The 22,163-nt window shown below is 67.3% G+C and carries 22 protein-coding genes, 1 tRNA gene and 3 pseudogenes; 18 read left to right on the top strand and 8 right to left on the bottom strand.

Annotation, left to right across the window (positions count from 1 at the left end; translation table 11 throughout):
- Positions 1 to 67: 67 nt before the first annotated feature.
- Positions 68 to 844 carry a glucose 1-dehydrogenase gene (locus tag OG811_RS19280; protein ID WP_406067634.1) on the top strand — a complete coding sequence of 259 codons (777 nt, stop codon included), beginning with the start codon at positions 68 to 70 and terminating at the stop codon, positions 842 to 844.
- Between the two features lie 115 nt (positions 845 to 959).
- Here the strand turns inward: OG811_RS19280 and OG811_RS19285 are convergent, their stop codons facing one another.
- A complete protein-coding gene (locus tag OG811_RS19285; protein ID WP_007457244.1) occupies positions 960 to 1,391 on the bottom strand; it encodes an SsgA family sporulation/cell division regulator in 432 nt (143 codons plus the stop codon).
- A gap of 294 nt (positions 1,392 to 1,685) precedes the next feature.
- Between OG811_RS19285 and OG811_RS19290 the strand changes: the two genes are divergently transcribed.
- Both OG811_RS19290 and OG811_RS19295 read left to right on the top strand, forming a co-directional pair.
- Positions 1,686 to 2,327, top strand: a complete 642-nt coding sequence (locus OG811_RS19290; protein ID WP_406075806.1) for a TIGR02611 family protein — start codon at positions 1,686 to 1,688, stop codon at positions 2,325 to 2,327.
- A gap of 50 nt (positions 2,328 to 2,377) precedes the next feature.
- Positions 2,378 to 2,449: transfer RNA gene (locus OG811_RS19295), tRNA-Val, on the top strand.
- A gap of 186 nt (positions 2,450 to 2,635) precedes the next feature.
- On the opposite strand, the gene OG811_RS19300 is transcribed toward OG811_RS19295, so the two are convergent.
- The 5 genes and pseudogenes from OG811_RS19300 to OG811_RS19320 all read right to left on the bottom strand — a co-directional run bounded on the left by OG811_RS19300 (position 2,636) and on the right by OG811_RS19320 (position 5,800).
- Positions 2,636 to 3,454 carry an aminoglycoside phosphotransferase gene (locus OG811_RS19300; protein WP_406067635.1) on the bottom strand — a complete coding sequence of 273 codons (819 nt, stop codon included), beginning with the start codon at positions 3,452 to 3,454 and terminating at the stop codon, positions 2,636 to 2,638.
- Positions 3,455 to 3,507: 53 nt separating this feature from the next.
- Positions 3,508 to 3,753: an integrase core domain-containing protein gene (locus OG811_RS19305; protein WP_406075807.1), complete on the bottom strand. Its 246-nt coding sequence runs from the start codon at positions 3,751 to 3,753 to the stop codon at positions 3,508 to 3,510.
- A gap of 56 nt (positions 3,754 to 3,809) precedes the next feature.
- A pseudogene (locus OG811_RS19310) lies at positions 3,810 to 4,421 on the bottom strand (IS3 family transposase); the annotation flags it as partial.
- On the bottom strand, positions 4,397 to 4,693 hold the full coding sequence (locus OG811_RS19315) for a transposase (protein WP_091446604.1): 297 nt from the start codon (positions 4,691 to 4,693) through the stop codon (positions 4,397 to 4,399). The pseudogene OG811_RS19310 and the gene OG811_RS19315, both read right to left, overlap by 25 nt.
- A gap of 141 nt (positions 4,694 to 4,834) precedes the next feature.
- Positions 4,835 to 5,800, bottom strand: a complete 966-nt coding sequence (locus OG811_RS19320; RefSeq protein ID WP_406075809.1) for an IclR family transcriptional regulator — start codon at positions 5,798 to 5,800, stop codon at positions 4,835 to 4,837.
- Between OG811_RS19320 and OG811_RS19325 the strand changes: the two genes are divergently transcribed.
- The 14 genes from OG811_RS19325 (at position 5,799) to OG811_RS19390 (ending at position 18,499) form a co-directional block, all read left to right on the top strand.
- Positions 5,799 to 6,263, top strand: coding sequence for a hypothetical protein (locus OG811_RS19325; RefSeq protein ID WP_406076011.1), 465 nt, complete (start codon positions 5,799 to 5,801; stop codon positions 6,261 to 6,263). The genes OG811_RS19320 and OG811_RS19325 overlap by 2 nt on opposite strands.
- A complete protein-coding gene (locus OG811_RS19330; RefSeq protein ID WP_406067636.1) occupies positions 6,179 to 6,637 on the top strand; it encodes a TIM barrel protein in 459 nt (152 codons plus the stop codon). The genes OG811_RS19325 and OG811_RS19330 overlap by 85 nt, the downstream gene beginning before the upstream one ends.
- Before the next feature lie 145 nt (positions 6,638 to 6,782).
- A complete protein-coding gene (locus OG811_RS19335; RefSeq protein WP_406067637.1) occupies positions 6,783 to 7,511 on the top strand; it encodes an ABC transporter permease in 729 nt (242 codons plus the stop codon).
- A 70-nt stretch (positions 7,512 to 7,581) separates the two neighbouring features.
- Positions 7,582 to 8,646 carry an ABC transporter substrate-binding protein gene (locus OG811_RS19340; RefSeq protein ID WP_406067639.1) on the top strand — a complete coding sequence of 355 codons (1,065 nt, stop codon included), beginning with the start codon at positions 7,582 to 7,584 and terminating at the stop codon, positions 8,644 to 8,646.
- 46 nt (positions 8,647 to 8,692) lie between these two features.
- The gene (locus OG811_RS19345) at positions 8,693 to 9,199 is read left to right on the top strand and encodes a MaoC/PaaZ C-terminal domain-containing protein (protein WP_405431162.1); all 507 of its coding nucleotides are present in this window, start codon (positions 8,693 to 8,695) and stop codon (positions 9,197 to 9,199) included.
- Positions 9,196 to 10,029 (top strand): ABC transporter ATP-binding protein, encoded by an 834-nt coding sequence (locus tag OG811_RS19350; RefSeq protein WP_406067641.1) that lies wholly within the window; start codon positions 9,196 to 9,198, stop codon positions 10,027 to 10,029. Before OG811_RS19345 ends, OG811_RS19350 begins: the two co-directional genes overlap by 4 nt.
- Entirely contained in the window at positions 10,026 to 10,802 is a 777-nt protein-coding gene (locus OG811_RS19355; RefSeq protein ID WP_405431166.1) for an SDR family oxidoreductase, read from the top strand. The genes OG811_RS19350 and OG811_RS19355 overlap by 4 nt, the downstream gene beginning before the upstream one ends.
- Positions 10,802 to 11,563 carry an enoyl-CoA hydratase/isomerase family protein gene (locus OG811_RS19360; RefSeq protein ID WP_406067643.1) on the top strand — a complete coding sequence of 254 codons (762 nt, stop codon included), beginning with the start codon at positions 10,802 to 10,804 and terminating at the stop codon, positions 11,561 to 11,563. Before OG811_RS19355 ends, OG811_RS19360 begins: the two co-directional genes overlap by 1 nt.
- A 61-nt stretch (positions 11,564 to 11,624) precedes the next feature.
- On the top strand, positions 11,625 to 13,181 hold the full coding sequence (locus tag OG811_RS19365; protein ID WP_406067644.1) for an acyl CoA:acetate/3-ketoacid CoA transferase: 1,557 nt from the start codon (positions 11,625 to 11,627) through the stop codon (positions 13,179 to 13,181).
- Between the two features lie 46 nt (positions 13,182 to 13,227).
- Positions 13,228 to 14,484, top strand: coding sequence for a CaiB/BaiF CoA transferase family protein (locus tag OG811_RS19370; protein WP_406067646.1), 1,257 nt, complete (start codon positions 13,228 to 13,230; stop codon positions 14,482 to 14,484).
- Positions 14,485 to 14,525: 41 nt separating this feature from the next.
- The gene (locus tag OG811_RS19375) at positions 14,526 to 15,701 is read left to right on the top strand and encodes a DUF993 family protein (RefSeq protein ID WP_406067648.1); all 1,176 of its coding nucleotides are present in this window, start codon (positions 14,526 to 14,528) and stop codon (positions 15,699 to 15,701) included.
- Positions 15,698 to 17,164, top strand: a complete 1,467-nt coding sequence (locus OG811_RS19380; RefSeq protein WP_406067649.1) for a four-carbon acid sugar kinase family protein — start codon at positions 15,698 to 15,700, stop codon at positions 17,162 to 17,164. The genes OG811_RS19375 and OG811_RS19380 overlap by 4 nt, the downstream gene beginning before the upstream one ends.
- A complete protein-coding gene (gene denD, locus OG811_RS19385) occupies positions 17,161 to 18,174 on the top strand; it encodes a D-erythronate dehydrogenase (RefSeq protein ID WP_406067651.1) in 1,014 nt (337 codons plus the stop codon). Before OG811_RS19380 ends, denD begins: the two co-directional genes overlap by 4 nt.
- Positions 18,175 to 18,340: 166 nt before the next feature.
- Positions 18,341 to 18,499 (top strand): hypothetical protein, encoded by a 159-nt coding sequence (locus tag OG811_RS19390; protein ID WP_406067653.1) that lies wholly within the window; start codon positions 18,341 to 18,343, stop codon positions 18,497 to 18,499.
- Between the two features lie 155 nt (positions 18,500 to 18,654).
- Here OG811_RS19390 and istB read toward each other — a convergent pair.
- A pseudogene (gene istB, locus OG811_RS19395) lies at positions 18,655 to 19,443 on the bottom strand (IS21-like element helper ATPase IstB).
- Entirely contained in the window at positions 19,443 to 20,669 is a 1,227-nt protein-coding gene (gene istA, locus OG811_RS19400; RefSeq protein ID WP_406067655.1) for an IS21 family transposase, read from the bottom strand. Before istA ends, istB begins: the two are co-directional and overlap by 1 nt.
- Positions 20,670 to 21,499: 830 nt before the next feature.
- On the opposite strand from istA, the pseudogene OG811_RS19405 reads away from it, so the two are divergent.
- A pseudogene (locus tag OG811_RS19405) lies at positions 21,500 to 22,105 on the top strand (YdeI family protein).
- The last annotated feature ends 58 nt before the right edge of the window (positions 22,106 to 22,163 follow it).

Genomic DNA, 22,163 nt, shown 5'->3' on the forward strand with positions numbered 1-22,163 from the left:
GGTCCGCCCGGCGTCCCGCCGGCAGCCTCACCGGTCGGCGGCCTCGCCGACTCGCGATGGGATGGGCATGACGCAGCTGTTCTCGGTCGAAGGTAAGACGGTCCTGGTCACCGGCGGGTCGAGGGGGATCGGTCTGATGATCGCCCAGGGCTTCGTCCGGGCCGGGGCACACGTGATCATCTCGTCCCGCAAGGCCGACGTCTGCGAGGCGGTAGCCAAGGAACTCTCCGCCGAGGGTCGCTGCGAGGCCATCCCCGCCGACCTTGGCGACGACGCCGGCGCCGAGGCGCTGGCCGCTGCCGTGCGCGAGCGCTTTCTCCGCCTCGACGTGCTGGTCAACAACGCGGGCGCGACCTGGGGCGCACCGCTGGAGACCTACCCGGAGGCGGCGTTCGACAAGCTCTGGGCGGTCAACGTCAAGGCCGTCTTCCGGCTCACCACCGCGCTGCTGCCGGCGCTGCGCGCCGCCGCCAGCGCCGATGACCCGGCCCGTGTGATCAACATCGGGTCGATCGACGGCATCCGCGTGCCGTGGATGGAGGTGTACGCGTACTCGGCCACCAAGGCGGCCGTGCACATGCTCACCCGCAGTCTGGCCCACCAACTGGCCGGCGACCAGATCACCGTCAACGCGATCGCGCCCGGCCCGTTCGAGAGCAAGATGATGGCGTTCGCGCTGGACGACCCCGCGAGCCGGACCGCCATCGAGCAGCAGGTGCCGCTGGGCCGCATCGGGCGCCCGGAGGACATGGCCGGTACGGCCATCTACCTCTCGTCGCGCGCCGGCGCGTATCTCACCGGTGCGGTCATCCCCGTCGACGGCGGCATCACCACGCACGGCTGAGCACCGGTTGGCCCAGGGCGGGCGTGCCCGCGTACCCCAGGGTGTGCCGGGGCCGCGCGGACTCGGCAGATCCGCGCGGCCCCGGTTTGGCCGGTGTTGCCCGTTCGGGCGGTGGTCAGCGACCGGCGAGCAGCCGGTTCACCGCCGTGTCGACGTCCAGGTGCTCGGCCTCACGGCCGCGCGGGACGACGACGTAGGTCCGTCGAAGGAAACGCACCAGGACGCTGCGCGGCACCTCGAAGAGGGCGTTGCCGTCCGGTGACGAGAGGGCCAACGCGACGAAGTCGCCGCGCGGTGTGGCCCAGGGCCAGACCCGCACATCCCCGATGCCGGCCGGCTCGTCCAGGCCGGTGACCAGCAGCTCGCGGGCGAAAGACCAGCTCACCGCCTCGCCCCCGGCCGATTCGGCATGGAACAGGACATGGACCGCATACGGGTCAGCAGGGTCGTAACGCAGACTGGCACGCACCGGCAAGGCGGTGGCATCAGGTGCGACGAGCCTTAGCGACGTCTCGACCTCTACGGTCGTCGGTCGAATGACACTCATGGACGTTCTCCCCCCGGCACCGCTGCGGAACGCGCGTGTCCCGCTTTTCCCATACTCAGGTGCTACTCCTGGCTACGCTCCGCCATACGCTGACTTCACCCAGTGGTGGGAAGGGGGACGGAAAGGCCGCGTGAATGTGAGGATTCATGTAGGATTTCCGGTTCTGCCCAGTGCGTGATCCCGCCCGGCATCGGGTGGTTCAGTCGTCGACTTACTCCGGTAACGTCCAGTCGGCCGTTGCAGTGACGGGCCCGAGCGACACTGGGGGGTGAAATGGTGACGAAGCGATCCTCAATGGATCCGGCGGAGGCGCCCGGCCCGCCGAACGTCGCGGTCCGAGCAGCCGAAAAGCGGGGGTACGGAGTGCCGATGGAGCAGCCCGAACGGGCCGGTCGGCCGGCGTACGACGCCGGTCGGCCGGGCGGCGACCGCGCGGACCAGTCGATCGGCGGTCCGGGTGGCGACAGTGGCGCAGAGCGGTCGTTCGGTGGCCCTGGACGTGGCGGTGGCATCACTGTCGTGCAGGACCCCCCGCGCCGCCCGCGCTGGCGGCAGCGGATCTCGATGACCTTCGACCTCATCCGAGCCAACCCCACCGGCCGGATCGCCCTCAAGATCTTTATCGCGATCGCCGGGGCGCTCGTGGTGACCATCGGCATCGCCCTCATTCCACTGCCCGGACCGGGCTGGCTGCTGGTGATCGCCGGGCTGGGCATCTGGGCCGTCGAATACCACTGGGCGCGCCGGCTGCTCGGCTTCACCCGCCGACACGTTCACGGCTGGACGCAGTGGGTCACACGGCAGTCACTGCCAGTGCGAATCGTGCTCGGCTCCGTCGGCCTGGTCTTCGTGGCCACGGTGGCCTGGCTGTCGCTCAAATACAGCCTCGGCATCGACGTGGTGGCGAAGGCGATGCAGCACCTCGCGACGCACTGACCCCGGATTTCCGGTCCGGTTCCACGATCGGGTAGAGTCAGTGGCGCTGAGGGCGATTAGCTCAGTGGGAGAGCGCTTCGTTCACACCGAAGAGGTCGCTGGTTCGATACCAGCATCGCCCACTCTCAGTTTCTGCAGGTCAGAAGCCCGTTGCTGGAGTCATCGGTAACGGGCTTTGCCGTATGTGTGGCTTACATCGGAGCAGATTGGGAGCAGCGCGGCTGGTTCTCGGTTCGGACGGCCATGGACCTGCCCGGCTGAGTGACCTGATTTGCGGTCCCGAGCGGGCTTGCTGGCTGGCGCCCACATCACGAGAGGGTGCCCCCGCGCTGTGGCTCACGGGCTGACTGCTGGCCGTCGGTCCGGTGATCCGCCCACTCGCCGGTCCACATTGCGAGGTCGCGTACCCAGCGCTCGGTGTTCTGCCGGGACTTGGCCGCCCACTTCGTTGCGTTCTTTGACGCGAAGTCGTCCAAGACCTGTTGGTCAGTCGCGGTCCAGGCGGGAAGGTGCGCTATCCACTCTTCTGCCTGCTCGGCGCTGTGGCCGCTACCGATCAGCCATGGGACGAGCAACGCGAGTTCGACCCATGCGGCGGCCTTGGTTGCCCACGCCCAGTCCACGATGCGTAGGCCGAGTGGCGTCACGATCAGGTTCGCCGGATTGAGGTCCGAATGGATAAGTGTCCCGCCGTCCATCGCCGGGTGCGCGAACCCGAGCCGGGTCGCCGGGGTGAACCACGTCTCGCCGGGCGCCGGCGTCTCCTGAAGTGCTTTCAGTGCGGCTAGGAGCAGATTGAGATTCGTGCTGCCAGGAGACAGGTCGGGGTGGGGACCGGCAAGATGCTCGGTCCCCACCACCAGCCAGCCATCGGATTCGAACTGCCACAGGACTGCGGGCGGGTGCCGGTCGATGGCCCGGGTTACCGCCAGTTCGTAGCGCAGCGACCGAACGCTCAACTCGCCGGAGGCCGCCTTGACAAAGATCTGTCCGGCTGGTCCGGTCACCGTCGAGGCGATCTCAGCGTGGTCGCCACTGGAAGCCTGTGCGACGTCAAAGGTTCCGCCGACCCGTTCGGCGATCCCTGCCGTGACACTCTCCGGCAGAGCGGTCCAATCGCTACGCATCGGTTCTCTTCTCTGCTACTTGCCTGTCAATCCCCTGGAAGCGTGGAGGTTGTTTAAGCTGCCTGGGCCCGGCGGGCTTCGGCGATGAAGTGTTCGTAGTCGATGGGTGACATGCCGTCGCAGGCGCTGTGGCGGCGGCGGACGTTGTAGAAGTCGACGATCCAGGTGGCGATCTTGAGTCGGGCCTCGGCTCGGGTGCGGAACCGCTGCCGGTGGATGTACTCGACCTTGATGGTGGAGTTGAACGCCTCGGCGGCGGCGTTGTCCAGGGCGCAGCCGACCCGGCCCATCGATTGCAGGACGCCGAGGCGCTTGCAGGCTTTGGCGTAGTCGGCGGCGGTGTACTCGTCGACCCGCGGTCGCTGTGGAAGATCACTGCGTCGACGGTGCCGCCGCGGGTCGCGGCGGCCATGCTCAACGTGGCCTGGGTCAGGTCGGCGTCGTGATGCGCGCTCATCGCGTAGCCGAGCAGCCGGCGGGAGTACAGGTCGATCACCGTGGCCAGGTACAGCTTGCCCTCGTCGGTGACGACCTCGGTGATATCGCCGCACCACAACACGTCCGGCGCGACGGCGGTGAACTGCCTGCGGACCCGGTCCGGTGCCACCGGGCGTTTGCCCTGCCGGGTGAGGCTGCGTCGGCGCTTGGGGGTGCGTCCGGCCAGGCCGAGGGCGGCCATGCGGGCCGCGACGGTGTTGACCGACACCTGCCACCCGTCGGCGTGCAGGTCGAGGGTCACCCGCGGGGAGCCGTAAGTGCCGCCGGAGGCGTCGAACGCTGCCCGGATCGCCTCATCGAGGGCATCGCGGCGGGTCTGCCGCGCGGTGGGTTGCCGGTCACGCCACTTGTAGAACCACGACTGCGACAGCCCAAGCGCCCGACAGGTCACCGCGTGCGGCACAGCGTGCTCGGTCCTCTGGGCGGCGACGAACCCGGCCACGCTCACTTCGTCGCCTCCTTGACCCACAGGACCACGGATCGCTTGAGCACATCACGCTCCATCGCCAGCTCGGCGTTCTCCTTGCGCAGACGAGCCAGCTCGGCGCGTTCGTCCTCACCGAGCCCGCCGGCGGCGGCCTCACCCCGATCCCGTCGGTCCTGCGCCACCCAGTTCGCCAAGGTGCCGCTGTTGATACCCAGATCCCGAGCGACCTGCGCGATCGGCTTACCCGTCTCCCGCACGATCCGCACGGCGCCCTCACGGAACTCCCGGTCGAACCGTCTCCTCGTTTCAGCCATGACCATCTATCCCCTTAGGTCCGGCCTCCACGCTAACGGGGGAACCTCAGGTGTGGTTTCAGGCGCCATTGAAGAGAGTCGGCCACATCGATGTACCGCTCTGGGCCACTCGGCCTTGCCAACGCTCAACGCAACAGAGCCCTACGACTCGTTGCGATGGGCTTCGCCCGCCAGTGCTGCGGCAATGCCCCCGAGCTCGTCGACAGTTTGTTGCAGAGCCGGGACGATTTCGCGCACCCGGTCCTCGGTCAGGAGAATGCTCGGTCCGGCAATGCTCACCGCTCCGAGCGCCTCGCCGCTGTGCGCATCCACCAGCGGCATGGCCATCGCTGAGATCCCTCGTTCATTGCTCTCATGCACGCGCGCCCAGCCCTGCTCTCGCGCTTCGCGGATGCGGGCCGTCACGTCGGTGAGGCTGCGCGGCATGCCGGGCCCGACCGGGTGCCGTCGCGGCGGCTCCTGCCGGGCGACGAGCCGTAGGGCCCGGTCCTCGGGAAGCGCGGACAGCCAGGCGATCCCCGTCGCGGTCGAGTCGAGGGGAATCACGTGGCCGTGATCCACATCAGCGTCGTATCGGAGTCCGGACTTTGCGCCCTGCTCCTTGGCGACCCAGATCAACTGCTCCCTGTCGACCAGGCTTAGGCGGACGAGTTGGCCTGAGGTGCGAGCGAGGCGGACCAGGACAGGTTTGGCGAGCCCGGTGATGGTAGAGGTCGCCAGGTGTCGTAACCCCAGGCCGACGACACGGAGCGTAAGCGCGTAGTTGCCCGACGGTTTGAGTTGAAAGACGAAGCCTTCGTCCGTGAGTGTCGCGAGGATCCGATGGGTCGCGCTCCTGGGAAGTCCCAATTGGTCAGAGATGCGAGCCAGGGGTACGCCCTCGACCTCACCTACAAGGCAGGAGAGCACCGCCAAGCCACGTGACAGGGTCCCAGCAGCAACCATTATCCACCGCTTTCTATGGCACACGCCCGCCTCGGTCGTGGCGAGGTCGACGTAGCCCAATCTTCCACGTGCCCCTTGCGTTGTCGACACTACTGGAATACGGTTCCGATCAGCAATGGTGTTCCAGTGTTCAGGTTGGAGGGGCCTCATGATGGCGAACATGCGCACCCACCGCACGGTCCTGAGCCAGCGCACCTTCCTGTCGGTGTCGGTCGACGAGTTCGCCGATGCCGCCGCGTTCGCCGGTTGCGACGCCCTGGACGTCTGGCGACACGCCCCGGGCTTCGGGTCGGCGTCGGCCGTAGGCATGGCCGCGCTCCGTGCGGGCCTCTCGGTTCACGCCGTCTGTCGCGAGGGGTATCTCGTCGAGCCCGACCAACGGGCGGCGGACGACGCCAGCCTGCGATCTCTCGACGACGCCGCAGAGCTGGGCGCCGCTCATCTCGTCGTTGTCGGCCCGGTAGCGCACAGTGCAGGCGCGACGCTCGAGCGAGCCGCTCGGGCGTCGGAGGCGCTGCTGCCCGAAGCCGAAGACCGAGGGTGGTCCTTGCTCTTGAGCCCTTCCACCTCATGTTCGCAGCCGAGAAGTCCGCGCTCGTCACTCTTCGCGCGGCGCTCAGCATGATCGAGGCGTTCGACTCTCGCTGGGTCGGCATCGCGGCGGACTCCTACCACCTCTGGTGGGATCCGGATCTAGCGGTGCAGTTCGCGCACGCCGACGGCCGCATCTTCGCGGTGCACCTATCCGATTGGCTAGTGCCCACCGTCAACCTCGCCTGTGTGCGCGGAGTGCCAGGCGAAGGGGTCATCGATCTCGCAGCGTTCGTAAAGACCGCCCGACATGCGGGTTTCGCGGGACCGCTCGAGGTCGAAGTTCTCACGGACCGCTTCGACGGGCAGCCCGCGCGCTCCACCGCCCGGCTGCTCAGGTCATCGATCGAGTCGATCCTCGGGACAGACGCTGACCGCCCCTCCGGCGCTAGCCGGCTGAGCTGCTGATTCAAACGAAAGGCCCACGATGTCAATGCACACCGACTCCCCGACGACCGCCGGGGTTCCGAAGGCAGCCGCGGCGCCGGGGACCTCCGCGGCGACGACGTATCGGCCCCGCCGTATCCGCAAGCTCGCCTGGGACCTCATCCCGGTGGGGGTCTTCGCGGCCATCGTCGCGCTGTGGGCCGGCGCGGTGGAGGCGTTTGACATCCCCTCGTACCTGTTGCCCAGTCCGCAGGACACGTTCGCCCGCATCGTCAGCGACTTCCCGCTGTTATGGGAGAACACCGGCGTCACGGTGTCCGAGATTGTGGTCGGTCTTGGTATCACCATCGTGACGGCCATCCCACTCGGCCTGATGATCGCGCTCAGTCGCGTTGCCAGGCAGGTGGTGTACCCGCCGGTCGTCTTCATGCAGCTCGTGCCGAAGATCGCGATCGCCCCCCTCTTCGTGGTGTGGATCGGCTTCGGCATGGAGTCCAAGATCCTGCTCACCATGCTGATGACCTTTTTCCCGCTCCTGGTGGCGAGCATCAGCGGTTTCAGGATTCTGGACGACCGGATGCTCTATCTGACCAAGTCGATGGGTGCGTCGCGCTGGCAGACGTTCCGCTACCTGCGCTTCCCCTCCGCCCTGCCGGTGATCTTCTCAGGGTTGAAGACATCGGCGACGCTCGCCGCGACGGCAGCCCTCGTCGCCGAGTTCGTCGGAGCCAACACCGGGTTGGGCTATCTGTTGCTCCAGGGCACGAGCACCCTGGACACCACGCTGATCTTCGCGGTCCTCGTCGTGCTAACCGTCATTGGAATCGCCCTCAACTACCTCGTCGAACTTGTCGAGTGGCTGCTGACGCCCTGGCAGCGGGCGCGAGACAGCTGATCGGCCACCCCCTTCCCATCACCCACCACGTCACCAAACGGGATCGACGACGATCCCGGAAAGGAAAGACATGCGCCACACCCCTCGGCGAATCGCGTTGGTCGCGTCCGTGTTGGCCGCCTCCATGGCGCTCACCGCTTGCGGCAGCTCGGGCGACTCCTCGTCTGCCGGCGCCGCCGGCCCCAAGCCCTTCAGCCTCCAGCTCAACTTCACTGCGGGCGGATTCAACGCGGGCTTCGAGTACGCCGCCGTCCATGGCCTGTACAAGGAGGAGGGGCTGGACGTCGAGATCATTCCGGGCGCCGGCTCCAGCGTCACCGCCCAGATGGTCGCATCGGGTAAGGCTCAGATCGGATTCGCGGAGGCGCCCACCACGAGCGCCCTCGTCGCCAAGGGCGCCCCTATGAAGACCATCATGACGCTCTACCAGTCCAGCCCGAACCAGGTGACGACCCTGACGTCGAGCGGCATCAACGCGGTTCAGGATCTGAAGGGCCGCAGTGTGGGCGTGCCGACCGGCGGTTCGCAGACGGCGATGTTGCCCATCCTGCTGGAGAAGAACGGTCTGAAGCCCTCGGACATTAACCAGGTGGGCCTGCCCAAGGAGTCCCTGGTTCAGGCGCTGCTGCAGAAGCGTGTCGATGCCATCCTCGGTTCGACCGACTCGTACGGCGTACAGCTGGAGCAGCAGGGCGCGCAGACCAAGAACTGGACGTTTGCGGAGTACGGGGTCCCGACGGTCAGCACCAGCGTGTTCGCCAACGCGGAATACCTGAAGAGCAACGCCGACGACGTCAAGGCCTTCATCCGGGCCAGCCTCAAGGGGTGGGCGGCTGTCGCCGCCGATCCGCAGGCCGGCGCCGCGGCGGTCAAGAAGTATTTCCCCAACTCGAACGAGCAGCAGAGCCTCGCTGAGCTCAACGCAGTCCTTCCGCTGCTCTGCGCCGGCGGCGCCAAGGCCGTCGGCAAGGCGACCGACGAGAGCTGGACCCGCACCCAGGACCTGCTCTCCTCGATCGGGCTCCTGCCCGCCGGAACGGACGCCGCCACGTACTACTCGAACGACTTCCTTCCCGCCGAGGCGGAGATGCAGCAGTGCCAGGACGGCAAGCCGGTGCCGCTGGCCGCGAAGTGAGCCCGCAGCGAACACCTCTCACTGATCTGTGGAAAGGAGGGATCACGTGCCACACGACATTCCGCGGCAAGGACTGATCTACCAGGACCTGTACGTCGGACTTGCGTTCCGCAGCCCGGGACGGACCATCACTGACGCCGACGTTCTCGGGTTCGCCGCGCTGACCGGTGACTTCTCCGAGGTGCACACCAGCGACGTCTACGCGAAAGCCAGCCAATTCGGTCGACGGATCGCGCACGGCATGCTGGGCCTGGCCTACGCGCACGGCCTGATGTGGCCCCGCACCGAGATGCTGCGGGACACCGCCGTCGCATTTCTCGGAATCAAGGACTGGAGGTTCAAGGCCCCGATCTTCATCGGCGACACGATCTTCGTCGAGTACTCGGTTGCCGAGATGCGCGACAGTGCGTCCAAGCCGACTCAAGCGATCGTGACCTTCGATGTGCGCGTCGTCGACCAGGACGGCCGCGTCTGCCAGGAGGGGCAGAAGGTGGAGCTTCTGTCCAAGGTGCCCCTCGGCGGGGTCGATGCAAGTGGGAAGGCACAGTCATGATCGCACGCGCAACCGCGGCCGACGCTCGGACGAAAGCCTCGATCTCCATCGAGTCCGTCAGCAAGACCTTCGGACTGGACGGCCCGCACCCGTTCCAGGCGCTGAAGCCGATCGACATGAACATCAAGCCCGGCGAGTTCATCTCCATCGTCGGCCCCTCCGGATGTGGCAAAAGCACTCTCATGCTCATGGTCGCCGGACTGCTTGACCGCACGATCGGCGACATCCGCGTCGGGGGCGAACTGGTGAAGAGACCCATCACGGACGTGGGTATCGCGTTCCAGGATCACCTTCTCCTCGAGTTCCGTACCGCTCTCGACAACGTCATGCTGCAGGCGACGATCCGCGGGCTACCCGAGCGGGAGATCCGCAGTCGCGCAGAGCAGCTGTTCGAGCGACTGCGGCTAACCACGGCGATGAAGAAGTACCCCCGTCAGCTCTCCGGCGGGATGCGCCAGCGGGTGTCGCTGATCCGGACGCTCGTGCACGACCCGTCGGTTCTCATGCTCGATGAGCCCTTCGGTGCGCTCGACGCGCTGACCCGGTTGCAGGTTCGTACCGACCTCGAGGCGCTGTGGATGGAGCGGCGCCCCACGGTCCTGTTCATCACCCACAGCGTGGAGGAGGCCGTCGGGCTCTCCGATCGGATCTTCGTCATGAGCCCCAGCCCGGGAGAAATCGTCGATGAAATCGTCGTCGACCTGCCCCGTCCGCGGCCGATCGCGCTCGGGGAATCTCCTGCCTTCGGCAAGTACGCCGACCGGATCTACCAGCACTTCGAGCGGCTGGGCGTGCTCCACGGCATCGAACTGCCGAACGCGAAGTCATGACGGTCGGCAGCGCATTCCGGTTCGTGGATCGCCGCGCGCTGGTGACCGGAGCCGGCCAAGGGATCGGACGGGCCATCGCCGAGCGGCTCGCCGCGGAGGGCGCACATGTCGTCGTTGCTGATGTGAACGAGGACCTGGCGCGAGAAGCGGCGACCGTCCTGCGGGCCGCCGGCGGCTCCGCCGAGTCCGCGACGGTCGACGTCTCGGACTCAGCCTCGCTGGCCTCGCTCGGCGGCCTTTTAGGTCAGGTTGATGTCGTCGTCGCCAACGCCGGTATCCAGACCTTCGGACCGCTACTGGAGTTGAGCGTGGAGGATTGGGACCGCGTACTGGCCGTGAATGCTCGGGGTACGTTCCTGACCCTCCAACTCGCGGCGCGGCTCCTGTCGAACGGCGGCAGCGTCGTGACGGTGGCCTCGATCCAGGCTGTGTTGCCCAATGTGATGTCGGCGAACTATGCGGCGTCGAAGGCCGCGGTCATCAGCACGACCAAGACGTTCGCCGCTGAGCTGGCGCCACGGGGAATTCGGGTCAACGCGGTTGCTCCTGGCCGGATCGACACGCCGCTGGCCCAGCGGGCGAACGTCGAACTCGGCCGCATGGTCGACAAGGATCCGGCGCTGATGCTGGCCAACCGCGTTGCCACCATCCCGCTCGGCCGCACCGGCCAGGCCCAGGAGGTGGCGGCCGCTGTGGCGTTCCTCGCCTCTGACGACGCCTCCTATATCACGGGGGAGACGCTGAATGTTTGCGGCGGGGACGTGATGCTCTGATGGGCGGCACCGCGCCCTCGACGGTCCGGCTCGAGCGGTCCGGCCCCGTGTGGCTGGTGCGACTCGACAATCCGCCGCTACACCTGATGACGCTGGACATGCTTGCCGAGCTGGCCGAGGCCTTCCGGCGTGCAGCCGAATCCGACGCACGAGTCCTCATCCTGGGTGCAGCCGGTGGGCGAGCATTCTGCGCCGGCAGCGATATGCGTGAGTTCGCGGGGTTGGGCGAGCAAGCCGCTGAGCGCAAGATTCTCGTCGAGGACCGCATGTTGCGGATGCTCGCCAAGCTGCCGTTCCCCACCATCGCCGCCATCGACCAACCGGCGCTGGGCGGCGGCCTGGAGCTTGCCCTCGCGTGCGATCTGCGAGTGGTCCGACACGACGTCCGCCTGGGGCTACCGGAGGTCAAGATCGGCGCGCTCGCCGCGACCGGGAGTCAACGGCTCACGAGGCTCGTCGGACCGGCACGGGCCAAGCAGCTGCTCATGACCGGGGAAACCATCGACGCGGCAACGGCCCTGGGTTGGGGGCTGGCGACCGAGGTCGTCGACGGCTCCGCGTGGGAGCGCGCTGTCGAACTCGCCGACCTTCTCGTATCCCGCAGTGCGTTGTCGCTTCAGCTGGCAAAGCAGCTCGTCGATGAGGCGACCGACCTGCCGCTCAACGCGGGCCTGGTGCGTGCGTCAGATGCTCTGGAGCAGATCTTCGCAAGTAGTGAACTGAGCGAAGGCGTCACGAGATTCCTGACCAAAGAGGATTAGTCGGTACAAGATGCTTACCTTCAAGCCTGTTCCAGAAGATGGCCCTCCGCGCCCCGGGCTGGTGCTGACGCCTGAGGATGCGGTGGCGCTGGTCCCGTCGGGCGTCACTGTCGCCGTCGGCGGCAGCGGTTCTCTCCTGCAGGTGCCCGAGACGCTGCTCGCTGCCCTCGAACAGCGCTGGGGCAAGGAGCGGGCGCCCAACGACCTGACCGTCGTGCACGTCATGGGCCTCGGCGACCTCCAGGGCCGCGGGATCGACCACATCGCCATTCCCGGATTGGTGCGCAGGTTTGTCGGTTCGCATTTCGTGCTCTCGCCCCGCCAGCAGAAAACGATTGCCGGCAACCAGGTCGAGGCGGTCGGGTTGCCCGCCGGCACCATCTCGCTGCTGTACCGGGAGATCGCTGGCGGACGACCGGGGCTGTTCACGGATATCGGCTTGGGAACGTTCGTCGACCCCCGTCAGGAGTGGGGGCGGATGAACGACCGTACCCGTGAAGGTCTCAGCGAGCTGATCACCCTCGCGGGACGCGAGTGGCTCTTCTACCCCCGCTTCGACGTGCACTTCGGGCTGCTGCGCGCCACGGTGGCCGATGTCCACGGCAACCTCGCGATGGACGAGGAGGCCGCCTTCAGCGACAACCTCGCCATAGCCCAGGCCGTCCACAACAGCGGCGGCACGGTGGTCGCCGAGGTGAAACAGATCGTCGCCGCAGGGGAGCTCCCCGCCGGGCGGGTCAAGGTACCCGGAGCACTCGTGGATCACGTCGTGATCACCGACTGGCCGAATCAGACCCCCATCACCCGCAGCGACCCCCGGCGAACTGGCGTGGAGCCGAACCGGCCCACGGCCATCACCCCGCTGCCCTTCGACCACCGAAAGGTGGTGGCGCGTCGAGCCGCGCAGGAGATCCACGAAGACGATCTCGCCAATCTCGGTGTCGGGATGGCGAACGGCATCTCATACGTGGCACTCGAGGAGGGCTTCCTCGACCGGTTCACCCTCAGCATCGAGCAGGGTGTGTTCGGTGGCCTGCCGGGCGTGGGCCTGGATTCGGGAACGGCCATCAACCCGACGGCGATCGTGGACATGTCGAGCCAGTTTGACCTGTACGACGGCGGTGCCCTGGACTTTGCGGGTCTGGCGTTCGCTGAGATTGACGCCGAAGGCAACGTCAACGTGGCGGGCGTGGACGGAACGCCGATCGGTCCCGGTGGCTTCATCGACATCAGTCAGAAGGCCAAGACGGTCGTGTTCTGCGGCACCTTCCGCGGTGGCGACCTCGACGTGCGCGTCGGGGAGGGCCGCCTCGAGATCGTACGAGACGGCCGCTACGGCAAGCTGGTCGATCGGGTCCAGCGCATCGCCTTCGACGGCAGACGAGCGCGCCGTGCGGGGCAACGCGTGCTTTACGTCACCGAGCGGGCGGTATTCCGGCTCGGCGCTGACGGTGTCGAACTGATCGAGATCGCGCCCGGAGTCGAACTGCAGCGCCACGTCCTTTCACGCATGGGCTTCACCCCCATCATCCGCGAGCCACTTCGAGAAATGGACGGGCGACTGTTCCGTCCGGAGCCGGCGGGGCTGCGCTGCCTGCCTCCGCGCCGCCTCGGATGACCCGCCTTCCTTTCCCGGCCGCAGACACAGAAAGGTTGATCTCATCGTGACTGACGCGTTCGAGGCAATCCGCATCCTCGACTTCACCCAGCTCGAACAGGGCCCGTCCGCGACCCAGATGCTCGCCGACTTCGGGGCCGACGTCATCAAGATCGAGCGCATCGACGTGGGTGAGATCGGGCGCAGCCAGGTCCCGTTCATCGGTGATGGATACAGCCCGCACTGGTCCGCGACGAACCGGAACAAGCGGAGCATCAGCGTCGACGTGAAGTCGGCCGATGGCCGCAAGCTCATCCTGAACCTGGCCAAGGACGCCGACATCGTGGCGAGCAACTTCCGGCCGGGTGTCATGGACCGCCTCGGGCTGGGCTACGAGGCCCTGTCAGCTGTCAATCCACGCATCATCGTCGCGTATGCCTCGGGGTACGGCCTTAGCGGGCCGTATACCCACCGGCGCGGGCAGGACCTGGCGGCGCAGGCCATCAGTGGGCTGATGGCCCTGTCCGGCACCGAGGAAAGCGGCCCGATGCCGACCGGCACGTTCATGATCGACTACGTCGCCTCGATGCAGTTCGCCCTGGGCATGATGGCCGCGCTGGCGGCCAGGGAACGCACGGGCCGCGGGCAGGTCGTGGACTCGAACCTGATGAACGCCGCGATCACGACGCACCTGCAAGAGGGCACCACGTTCCTGAACACCGGCCAGCGCTATCCCCGCCCGCCGGCCAACATCGCCCACTCACGCAACACGGCGCTCTACGGCTACTACAAGGCCGCCGACGACCTGTGGTTCACGCTCATCGGCGAGTACTACGTCGACGAGCAGTGGCGAAGGGCCGCGCGCGCCTGCGGCCTGACCGCCGAGCAAATCGACGACCCCCGCTTCCAGAGCATCGAGGGGCTGACCAAACACGTCCACGAGACCCGCGACCTGCTGGCGGACGCGATCGCGCGCTTCCCACGTGACGAGATCATGGCTCGGTTCGAGGCGGAGGGCATCCTCGTAGCGCCCGTCCACGACTATGACGCCGTCTTCGACGACCCGCAGGTTCGGCACAACAACCTCGTGATCGAGGCGGAAGTCGCCGGAATCGGAGCAGTACGTTTCGTCGGCATGCCGATCTCGCTCTCCGAGACCCCGGCCCGCCTGCGCATGGTGCCCCCCAAGGTGGGCCAGCACAACGACGAAGTCCTCCGTGCGGCCGGCTTCAGCCCCGACGAGACCGCCAAGCTGAAGTCGGCCGGCGTCATCGGCTCTGAGTCGGATCGTGAGGCGGCGGGCGGGCGGCCCGCCTGGTCCTGACTGACGACCCAACTACCAAACGCTTCGTTCGAGGAGAATTCGTGGACACGCACACGACCGCCAAGCTCACCATTCCCACCGCTGACGGCGGAACCAAAGTGCACCTCATGCACGAACCAATCGACTACCCGCGCCACCCGGGGCCCTTCAGTTCCCGAACCGTGCTCGCCGCGGCACACGTCGTCGCGGACGCTCGTGCCGACTACAACCCGGGCGAGCAGACTCCCATCGACTGGGAGGCCACGATCGCGTTCCGCAAGCACCTGTTCAGCTACGGAGTGGGCATCGCCGAAGGCATGGACACCTCCGAGCGCGGTCCTGGTGGCCTCCAGTGGGGGCAGGCCAAGGAGTTGATCCGACTGGGCGTGGCCGCCGCGAGGGAGGAAGGCGCCGCGGTCGTGGCCGGCGTGGGCACCGACCAGATCACGTCCCGCGACCCCGGTCTGGGCGAGATCGTCGACGCGTATCTCGAGCAGCTCGACTGGGTCCAGGCCCAAGGGAGCGCCGCGGTGATCCGCGCCAGCCACGCCCTTGTCGCTGCCGCCCGCAACGAAGATGACTACCTCAAGGCCTACGGCCAGGTCCTCGCCCAGGTGGACAAGCCCGCCATCGTGCACTGGCTCGGAACCGGATTCGATCCTTCGCTCGCCGGATACTGGGGACACGCCGACCCCGTCGAGGCGATGAATGTCGTCGTCCGCATGGCTGAGGAGAACTCGGCGCGCCTCGACGGGATCAAGTTCAGCTTGCTGAACGAGGAGCTCGAAATGGAGTTCCGCCGGCGCCTGCCGGAAGGCGTGAAGGTCTACACCGGCGACGATTACGGGTACACCAACCTCCTGCTGGGGGATGGTGAGCACCACAGCCACGGGCTCCTCGGTGTGCTCGACCCCATCGCCCCTGTCGCGTCCTTGGGCTTCGCCGCGCTCGACCGGGGCGACGAGGCGGGCTTCGTCGAGGCCATGAATTCCTCGATCCCCATCGCGGTCAAGATGTTCGAGGCGCCGGCCGACCGCTACAAGGTCGGTACCGTTTTCATCGCCTGGCTGTCCGGGCACCAGAACCACTTCCGGATGGTCACCGGTCGGGAAGGATTCCGCTCGCTGCAGCACCTCACTGATCTCTTCGTGCTCGCTGACGAGATCGGCCTGTTCCCGGATCCCGCACTGGCGGCGCACCGCATGCGGCTGCTCCTGGCTGCGAGCGGCGTCGAATGACGGGGTCCGGCGATCAGCTCGTCGCCCCACGCGACGCGAACTGGGCCGAGGCGCTACCCCCGGCCCGCGGCGTCACCGCAGCCGAGATCCGCGCCCATCTCAGCGGGGCACGCCGGCTCGTCGTGCTCGATGACGACCCGACCGGCACGCAGACCGTCCGGGACGTCCCCGTGCTCACGCGATGGGACGTCGAGGACGTGCGGTGGGCGCTGCGCCAGGGAACACCTGGCTTCTACGTGCTCACCAACACCCGAAGTCTCTCCCCGGCCGCGGCGGCCGAACGCAACCGCGAAGTGGCCAAGGCGTGCCTGGAGGCAGCCCGACTCGAAGACGTGCGGCTCACCTTCGCCAGTCGGGGGGACTCCACGCTTCGCGGACACTTTCCCCTCGAAACGGATGTGCTGGCCGAGGTCCTCGCGGAACACGGCCAACACACGGACGCGGTGCTCCTCGCGCCGGCGTACATCGACGCCGGGCGTGTCACCGTGGATGGAGTCCACTGGGCGGCAGGGCCGGCCGGTCTCGCGCCCATCGCCGACGGCGAGTACGCGCGCGACGCAACGTTCGGATACCACTCATCGCGCCTCGCGGAGTGGGTAGAGGAGAAGAGCGGCGGTCGTCTCCGTGCTGCCCAGGTGGCCGAGGTTCACCTCCCGGACATCCGGGCTGCGGGCGGCGGGGCGTTGCGAGCTGCCCTGTCCGCAGCGCAGGACGGCCAGATCGTGGCGATCGACGCGGCCACCGATGACGATCTGCGCTCGGCGGTGTTGGACATCCTCGCGGCCGAACGCGCCGAAGTCGGCATCGTCCAACGGGTCGGGCCGTCGTTCGTACGCGCGCGACTCGGACAGGAGGACGGCTCACGCATCGACGACGAGCGCCTCGCCCAACTGGTCGATCCCGACGCCCACGGCTTGGTCGTCGTCGGTTCGCACGTGGGCCTGACCACGCGGCAGCTCGACGTGCTGCGACAGCGTCGTTCCCCCACCGAGCTCGAACTCGACGTCGCAACGGTGATGGATCCGGCGGACCGGGCCTGGCACGTCGAGCAGCTGGTGCGGCAGGCAGTAACAGCATTGGCGGACAACCTGGTGGTGCTGCGCACATCACGGCAACTCGTCACCGGGGTCGATGCCAACGGGAGCCTCGGCATCGCTCGGACGGTGAGCTCGGCGCTGGTGGACGCGACCGCCCGGATCGTCGGACAACGCCGCCCGTCCTTTGTCGTCGCCAAGGGGGGCATCACGTCCTCCGACGTGGCAACCCAGGCTCTTCGCATGGATCGGGCCTGGATCAGAGGGCCGATCCTCGACGGCATCGTGTCGCTGTGGGAGGCGGCCAGCGGCTTCGCCGCCGATCTGCCCTACGTGGTGTTCGCCGGCAACGTCGGCGATGACACCTCGCTGGCTGACGTCGTCGAGCGGTTGGAAAAGGCATCTAATAGATCGGAGAAACCGGCATGAGAGTGATGATCACGGGGGGATCGGGATTCCTCGGCACCCTGTTGGCGCGCCGCCTCCTCTGCGGGGAGGTCGGCGTCGGTGGCGCAGCACCGCGTGCAGTCAAGGAACTTCTGCTGGTCGATCTGGTAGCACCCCAACCGGACCTCCTCGCAGACCCGCGAGTGGTACCGATCACCGGCGAGCTGGAGGCGCAGTTGCCCGCCGTGGGCACAGCCGACCTCGTGTTCCACCTCGCCGGCGTCGTCAGCGGTGCCGCAGAGGCCGACTTCGACCTCGGCATGCGCACGAACGTGGACAGCACTCGCGCCCTCTTCGAATGGGCTCGCCGGCTTTCCGCGCCTCCGGTACTGGTCTTCTCGAGTTCGCTTGCAGTTTTCGGCACCAACCCCGCGGGCGAAGCAGTCGAGACCGTGCGGGACGACACCCTGCCGACACCGCAATCCAGCTACGGGGCGCAGAAGTTCATCGGCGAGCAACTCCTCGCCGACTACACCCGCAAAGGGTTCGTCCGCGGACGCAGTGTCCGCCTGATGACCGTTTCCGTGCGACCGGGCAAGCCGAACGCGGCAGCGTCGAGCTTCCTGTCCGGGATCATTCGAGAGCCGATCGCGGGGCAACGCGCCAACTGTCCGGTGCCACCCGACACCCCCATCGCCCTTTCCTCGCCAGGCCGCACGATCGACGGACTGATCCGGGCTGCTGAGGCCGACGACGTGACTTGGGGTAGCCGTACCGCGCTGAACCTCCCAGCGCTCACCACCACGCCCAGCAAGATGGTAGAAGCGTTGGAATGCGTGGTCGGTGCCGGCGCGAGCGACCTGATCGACTGGACCGAAGACCCCGCCGTCTTCGCCATCGTCGGCAGCTGGCCCGCGCGCTTCATCACGAAACGCGCGGAATCGCTAGGCCTGCTGCCCCCTCCCGACTTCGACGCGGTCATCCGCGAGTACCTCTCGACCATCGCTGGCAGTGACGCTGACCCGGCGCGGGTCGGTGGGCCTGGCGCCTGAACCTGACCCGACCCCAGGGCCCGGCGTTGTTCCTTGCTGTGCCGCCGTAGTTGAGGGCTGGCTAGTACGGCAGCCGCCGTTCGTAAGGTGACCTCGGATCCTGCGGGAACGAGGACGGCCACCGCATGATCGTCTGTGCGTTGTGGACACAACATCAGACCTTGCGGTGGCCGAGAGCCACAGCGTAGATGCTGCTCGGTGGCAGCAGATCAACGTCCTGGTGATCGACACGTTCGCGGCACGGTTTGCCCGCGGCGAGCAGCGGCGGGCAGCGGCCGATTTCGTCACCGGACTGTTGGCTGAGCTTGAGGTCAAGGGGGCTTGATTCCTAGCTCATACAACGCCAGCAGCCGCCCGGTCGAGTCCTCGCGAACGCCGTAACCGTTTGCTCGGCACGCGTACGGGTACCGATGTCAACGCCGCCCCAACCGTGACCACCGTGGTCCGGCTGAAACGGGACCACCTTGGGTTGGTTGATCTTTAGTCGTTCGTTTTGGTGGCCGGTGGGACCCGGCCAAGGTCGCGGTCTTTGAGTCGGTAGCTGTCGCCCTTCATGGAGATCACTTCGGCATGGTGGACGAGGCGGTCGATCATGGCTTCGGCGACGACGTCGTCGCCGAAGACTTCACGCCCAGCGACCGAAGGGCTTGTTGCTGGTGACGATCAGCGAGGCGCGTTCGTAGCGGTTGGAGACCAGTTGGAAGAACAGGTTCGCGGCCTCGGCTTCGAAGGGGATGTAGCCGACCTCGTCGACGATCAGCAGCGGGATCCGGCCGAGCTTGATCAACTCGTCTTGCAGTCGGCCGGCGTGGTGGGCATCAGCCAGGCGGGACACCCACTGGGCTGCGGTGGCGAACGCGACCCGGTGTCCGGCCTGACAGGCCCGGATCCCGAGGCCGATGGACAGGTGGGTCTTGCCCGTGCCTGGCGGGCCGAGGAACACCACGTTCTCCTTCGACGCCACGAAGTCCAGGGTGCCGAAATGCGCGATGGTCTCCCGTTTCAAGGAGCGTTGGTGTAGTCGAACTCCTCCAGGCTCTTGCGTGCCGGGAACCGGGCGGCGCGGATGCGCCCGTCACCGCCGTGTGCCTCCCGGGCGGCGACCTCACGTTGCAGGCAGGCGGCCAGGAACTCTTCATGCGTCCACGACTCGGCCCTGGCCCGTTCGGCGAGACGTTCCACGGAGGCGGCCAGGGAGGGCGCTTTCAGCGCGCGGGTGAGGAATGCGATCTCCGAGGTGACGTTGCGGTTGCTGGTCTTGGTGGCCATCAGGCTGCCACCTGGTCCAGGCCGAACATCCGGTCGTAGTCGCTGAGCCGCCGGTGCTCGACCTCAGCGGTGACCGCCGGCGCCGGTGCCTGCCGGGCAGCCGTGCGCAGGTCGGCGGCGGCCTGACGATGGGCCGGGTCAGTGATGCTCTGATGCTTGGCCCAACACCGCTCATGCGAGGCGACCTGGCGGCCATCACAGAACACCGGCACCCGATCGGCGTCAGCGACGATGTCCACCCGTCGGCCCACCACCGCCGGGTGCACCGAGTAGTCGTTGCTGTCCAGACGCACGTAATGATCACGCGGCAGGCGCGTGGTCTGTCGCCAGCCAACCACCGGCGCCACTGGCGGCAGTGACAACATCGCGGCCCGGTCGGCGTCCCACCGGTCCGTCGGGCGGCAGCCCAACATTCGGTGTTGGCCGTTGTTCGCCCGCACCACCCACTCGGCGAGCTGGGCGTTGAAATCGGTCGGTGAGCCGAACCGCCGCCCGGGCAGGAACGATGTCTCCAGATAGCCGTTGGCCCGCTCGACCAGACCCTTGGCCTCCGGGTCCGCCGGCCGGCACTGGATCACCCTGATGCCCAAGGTGCCACGGAAGGCGTTCAACGTCTCGGTCAACTGCGGCCGCCCGGCCCGCCACTGCCCGACCGCGGACTCGTTGTCCCACACCAACGCCTTCGGCACCCGATCCCACCCGGAGATCAACGTCCAGTGCCCACCCAGCAAATCCGGTGACTGCCGCGACGGGATCATCACCGCCGACAACCACCGCGAGTAGCCGCACACCATCACCAACACCGGAGGTCGGCCCACCTGCCCGAAACCCAACGGCACGTCCGCCGGCGGGAACCACAGATCACACTGCGTCAACTCACCCGGCAGATACTCCGTGCGCTGCGCCGGGTCGGGACGGCGGAACAACGGCCGTAACTGCTGCACCCGATCGCAGAACACCGTCTTCCCGCGAGTCCATCCGACCCGCTCCATGATCACCGTCGAGGGCATGTCCGGAAACTCCGCCAACAACACCCGGCTCCCCGGCTCCACCGCATCCACAATCGAACCCTTCGCCGCCCGCCGATACCGTGGCGGCTCGTCGCTGGCCAAGGCCTTCTTCACCGTGTTACGAGACATCCTCAATCGCCGTGCGGTGGCCTGGATCGCCATCCCCTCCGACCGCCGCAGCCGCCGGATCTCCGCCCAGTCCTCCACGCTCAGCACCTCCCGATGCTTCAGGAGGTGGTCCCGATTCAGCCGGAACCACATGGTCAGTTTTCAGGCGGAACCGACAACCGATGCGCGCTCATGCCGCCGACCGTGCGCGACGCCGCGCCTCGGCGCCCCGGTCGCGTTGACTAAACGTCGGCCTCGTGCTGCTCCATGAAGAAGACGTGCCAAAGCGAAGCCCTCAGGCGCCCGGGCGACACGGCCGCGTGCCCAGGATTGGGGGAGCAGGGTGGGAGCAGCCGGGTGTCCTGAACGGCGTTGAACTGCATCCAATAGCGCACAACGGCGCCAAACTGCACCTGCCCCCACCTGTGGCTTCTCGTTTCTGCAGGTCTGTGCAGCGTCCTGTTTCCCGAGGAGTGCTCCGCGGTTCTGCCGAGGAGTCGACAGGGCTCTATGTCGCCTGGCAATGGAGGGTGTGCAGGTCAACGCGGTAAGGAGCCGTTGGTTGGCTTGGCCTTGCAACTGGGAGCAGATCGGGTGCAGGTTGGCGAAGAGGTCACTGCGACCGAAGTGCTCACCGACGCCGGACAGAGACGAGGGGCTTTGACCTGCGGTGATGAGGTCGAGCGGTGCGGCGTGACCTCCCAGGCGAATCCGAAGTGGTCACGCTTCGCTGCTCCCCGTCTGGCTGGTGTCGGCTGTCGTCTCGAAGCCTGCTGGCGTCAGCCAACAGGGCTTCGCTGCATCGACGCATGGCGCTGGGTGGCGCTGTGGTGGCGTCGGCGTGGATCCCGGGAGCTGAGACTCGAATCCCGAGCCCGGCGAGTCGGTCTGGCCCACAGGCAAAGGCTGCGGCAACGGCGCAGCGGTAGCCTGCCGTCATGGGGAGCGCCGAACTGGATGAGTTGATCGTCGCGGACGCCGACGCGCTGCGGGCGTGGTTGTCGGCCAACCACACCGCGTCGCCCGGTGTCTGGCTCGCCCTGACCAGGAAGGGCGGCACAGTCACGGCGCTGACCTGGCAGCAGGCGGTCGACGAGGCCCTGTGTTTCGGCTGGATCGACGGGCAGGCCCGTAAACGGGATCAGGAAACCTCCTGGATCCGGTTCACCCCTCGCAGGCCCCGCAGTTCCTGGTCACAACGCAATGTCGCCCACGTGGCCCGGCTGGAAGCGCAGGGGCGAATGCTGCCCCCAGGTCGCGCCTCGGTAGAAGCCGCGTAGGCGGACGGACAGTGGGCGGCCGCCTACGCCCCGCCGTCGGAGGCCGAGGTGCCGGCCGACCTCCTCGCCGCCATCGCTGCCGAACCCGCCGCCCAGGCCATGTTCGACGTACTCACCAAGACCAACCGGTTCGCTCTCATCCACCGCGTCAATGCCGTCAAACGGGCGCAGACCCGCGAGCGGAAGATCGGCGAGTTCGTTGCCATGCTGGCCCGTCACGAGACGATTTACCCGCAGAAGGCCAAGCCTCCGAACTCGCCGTAATCGACATCTTCATGATCATGTGCACTCATCCGCCGACCGGGCCTACGGGCCGTGGCTG

The sequence above is a fragment of the Micromonospora sp. NBC_01638 genome, assembly GCF_045209745.1.
Taxonomy (GTDB): domain Bacteria; phylum Actinomycetota; class Actinomycetes; order Mycobacteriales; family Micromonosporaceae; genus Micromonospora.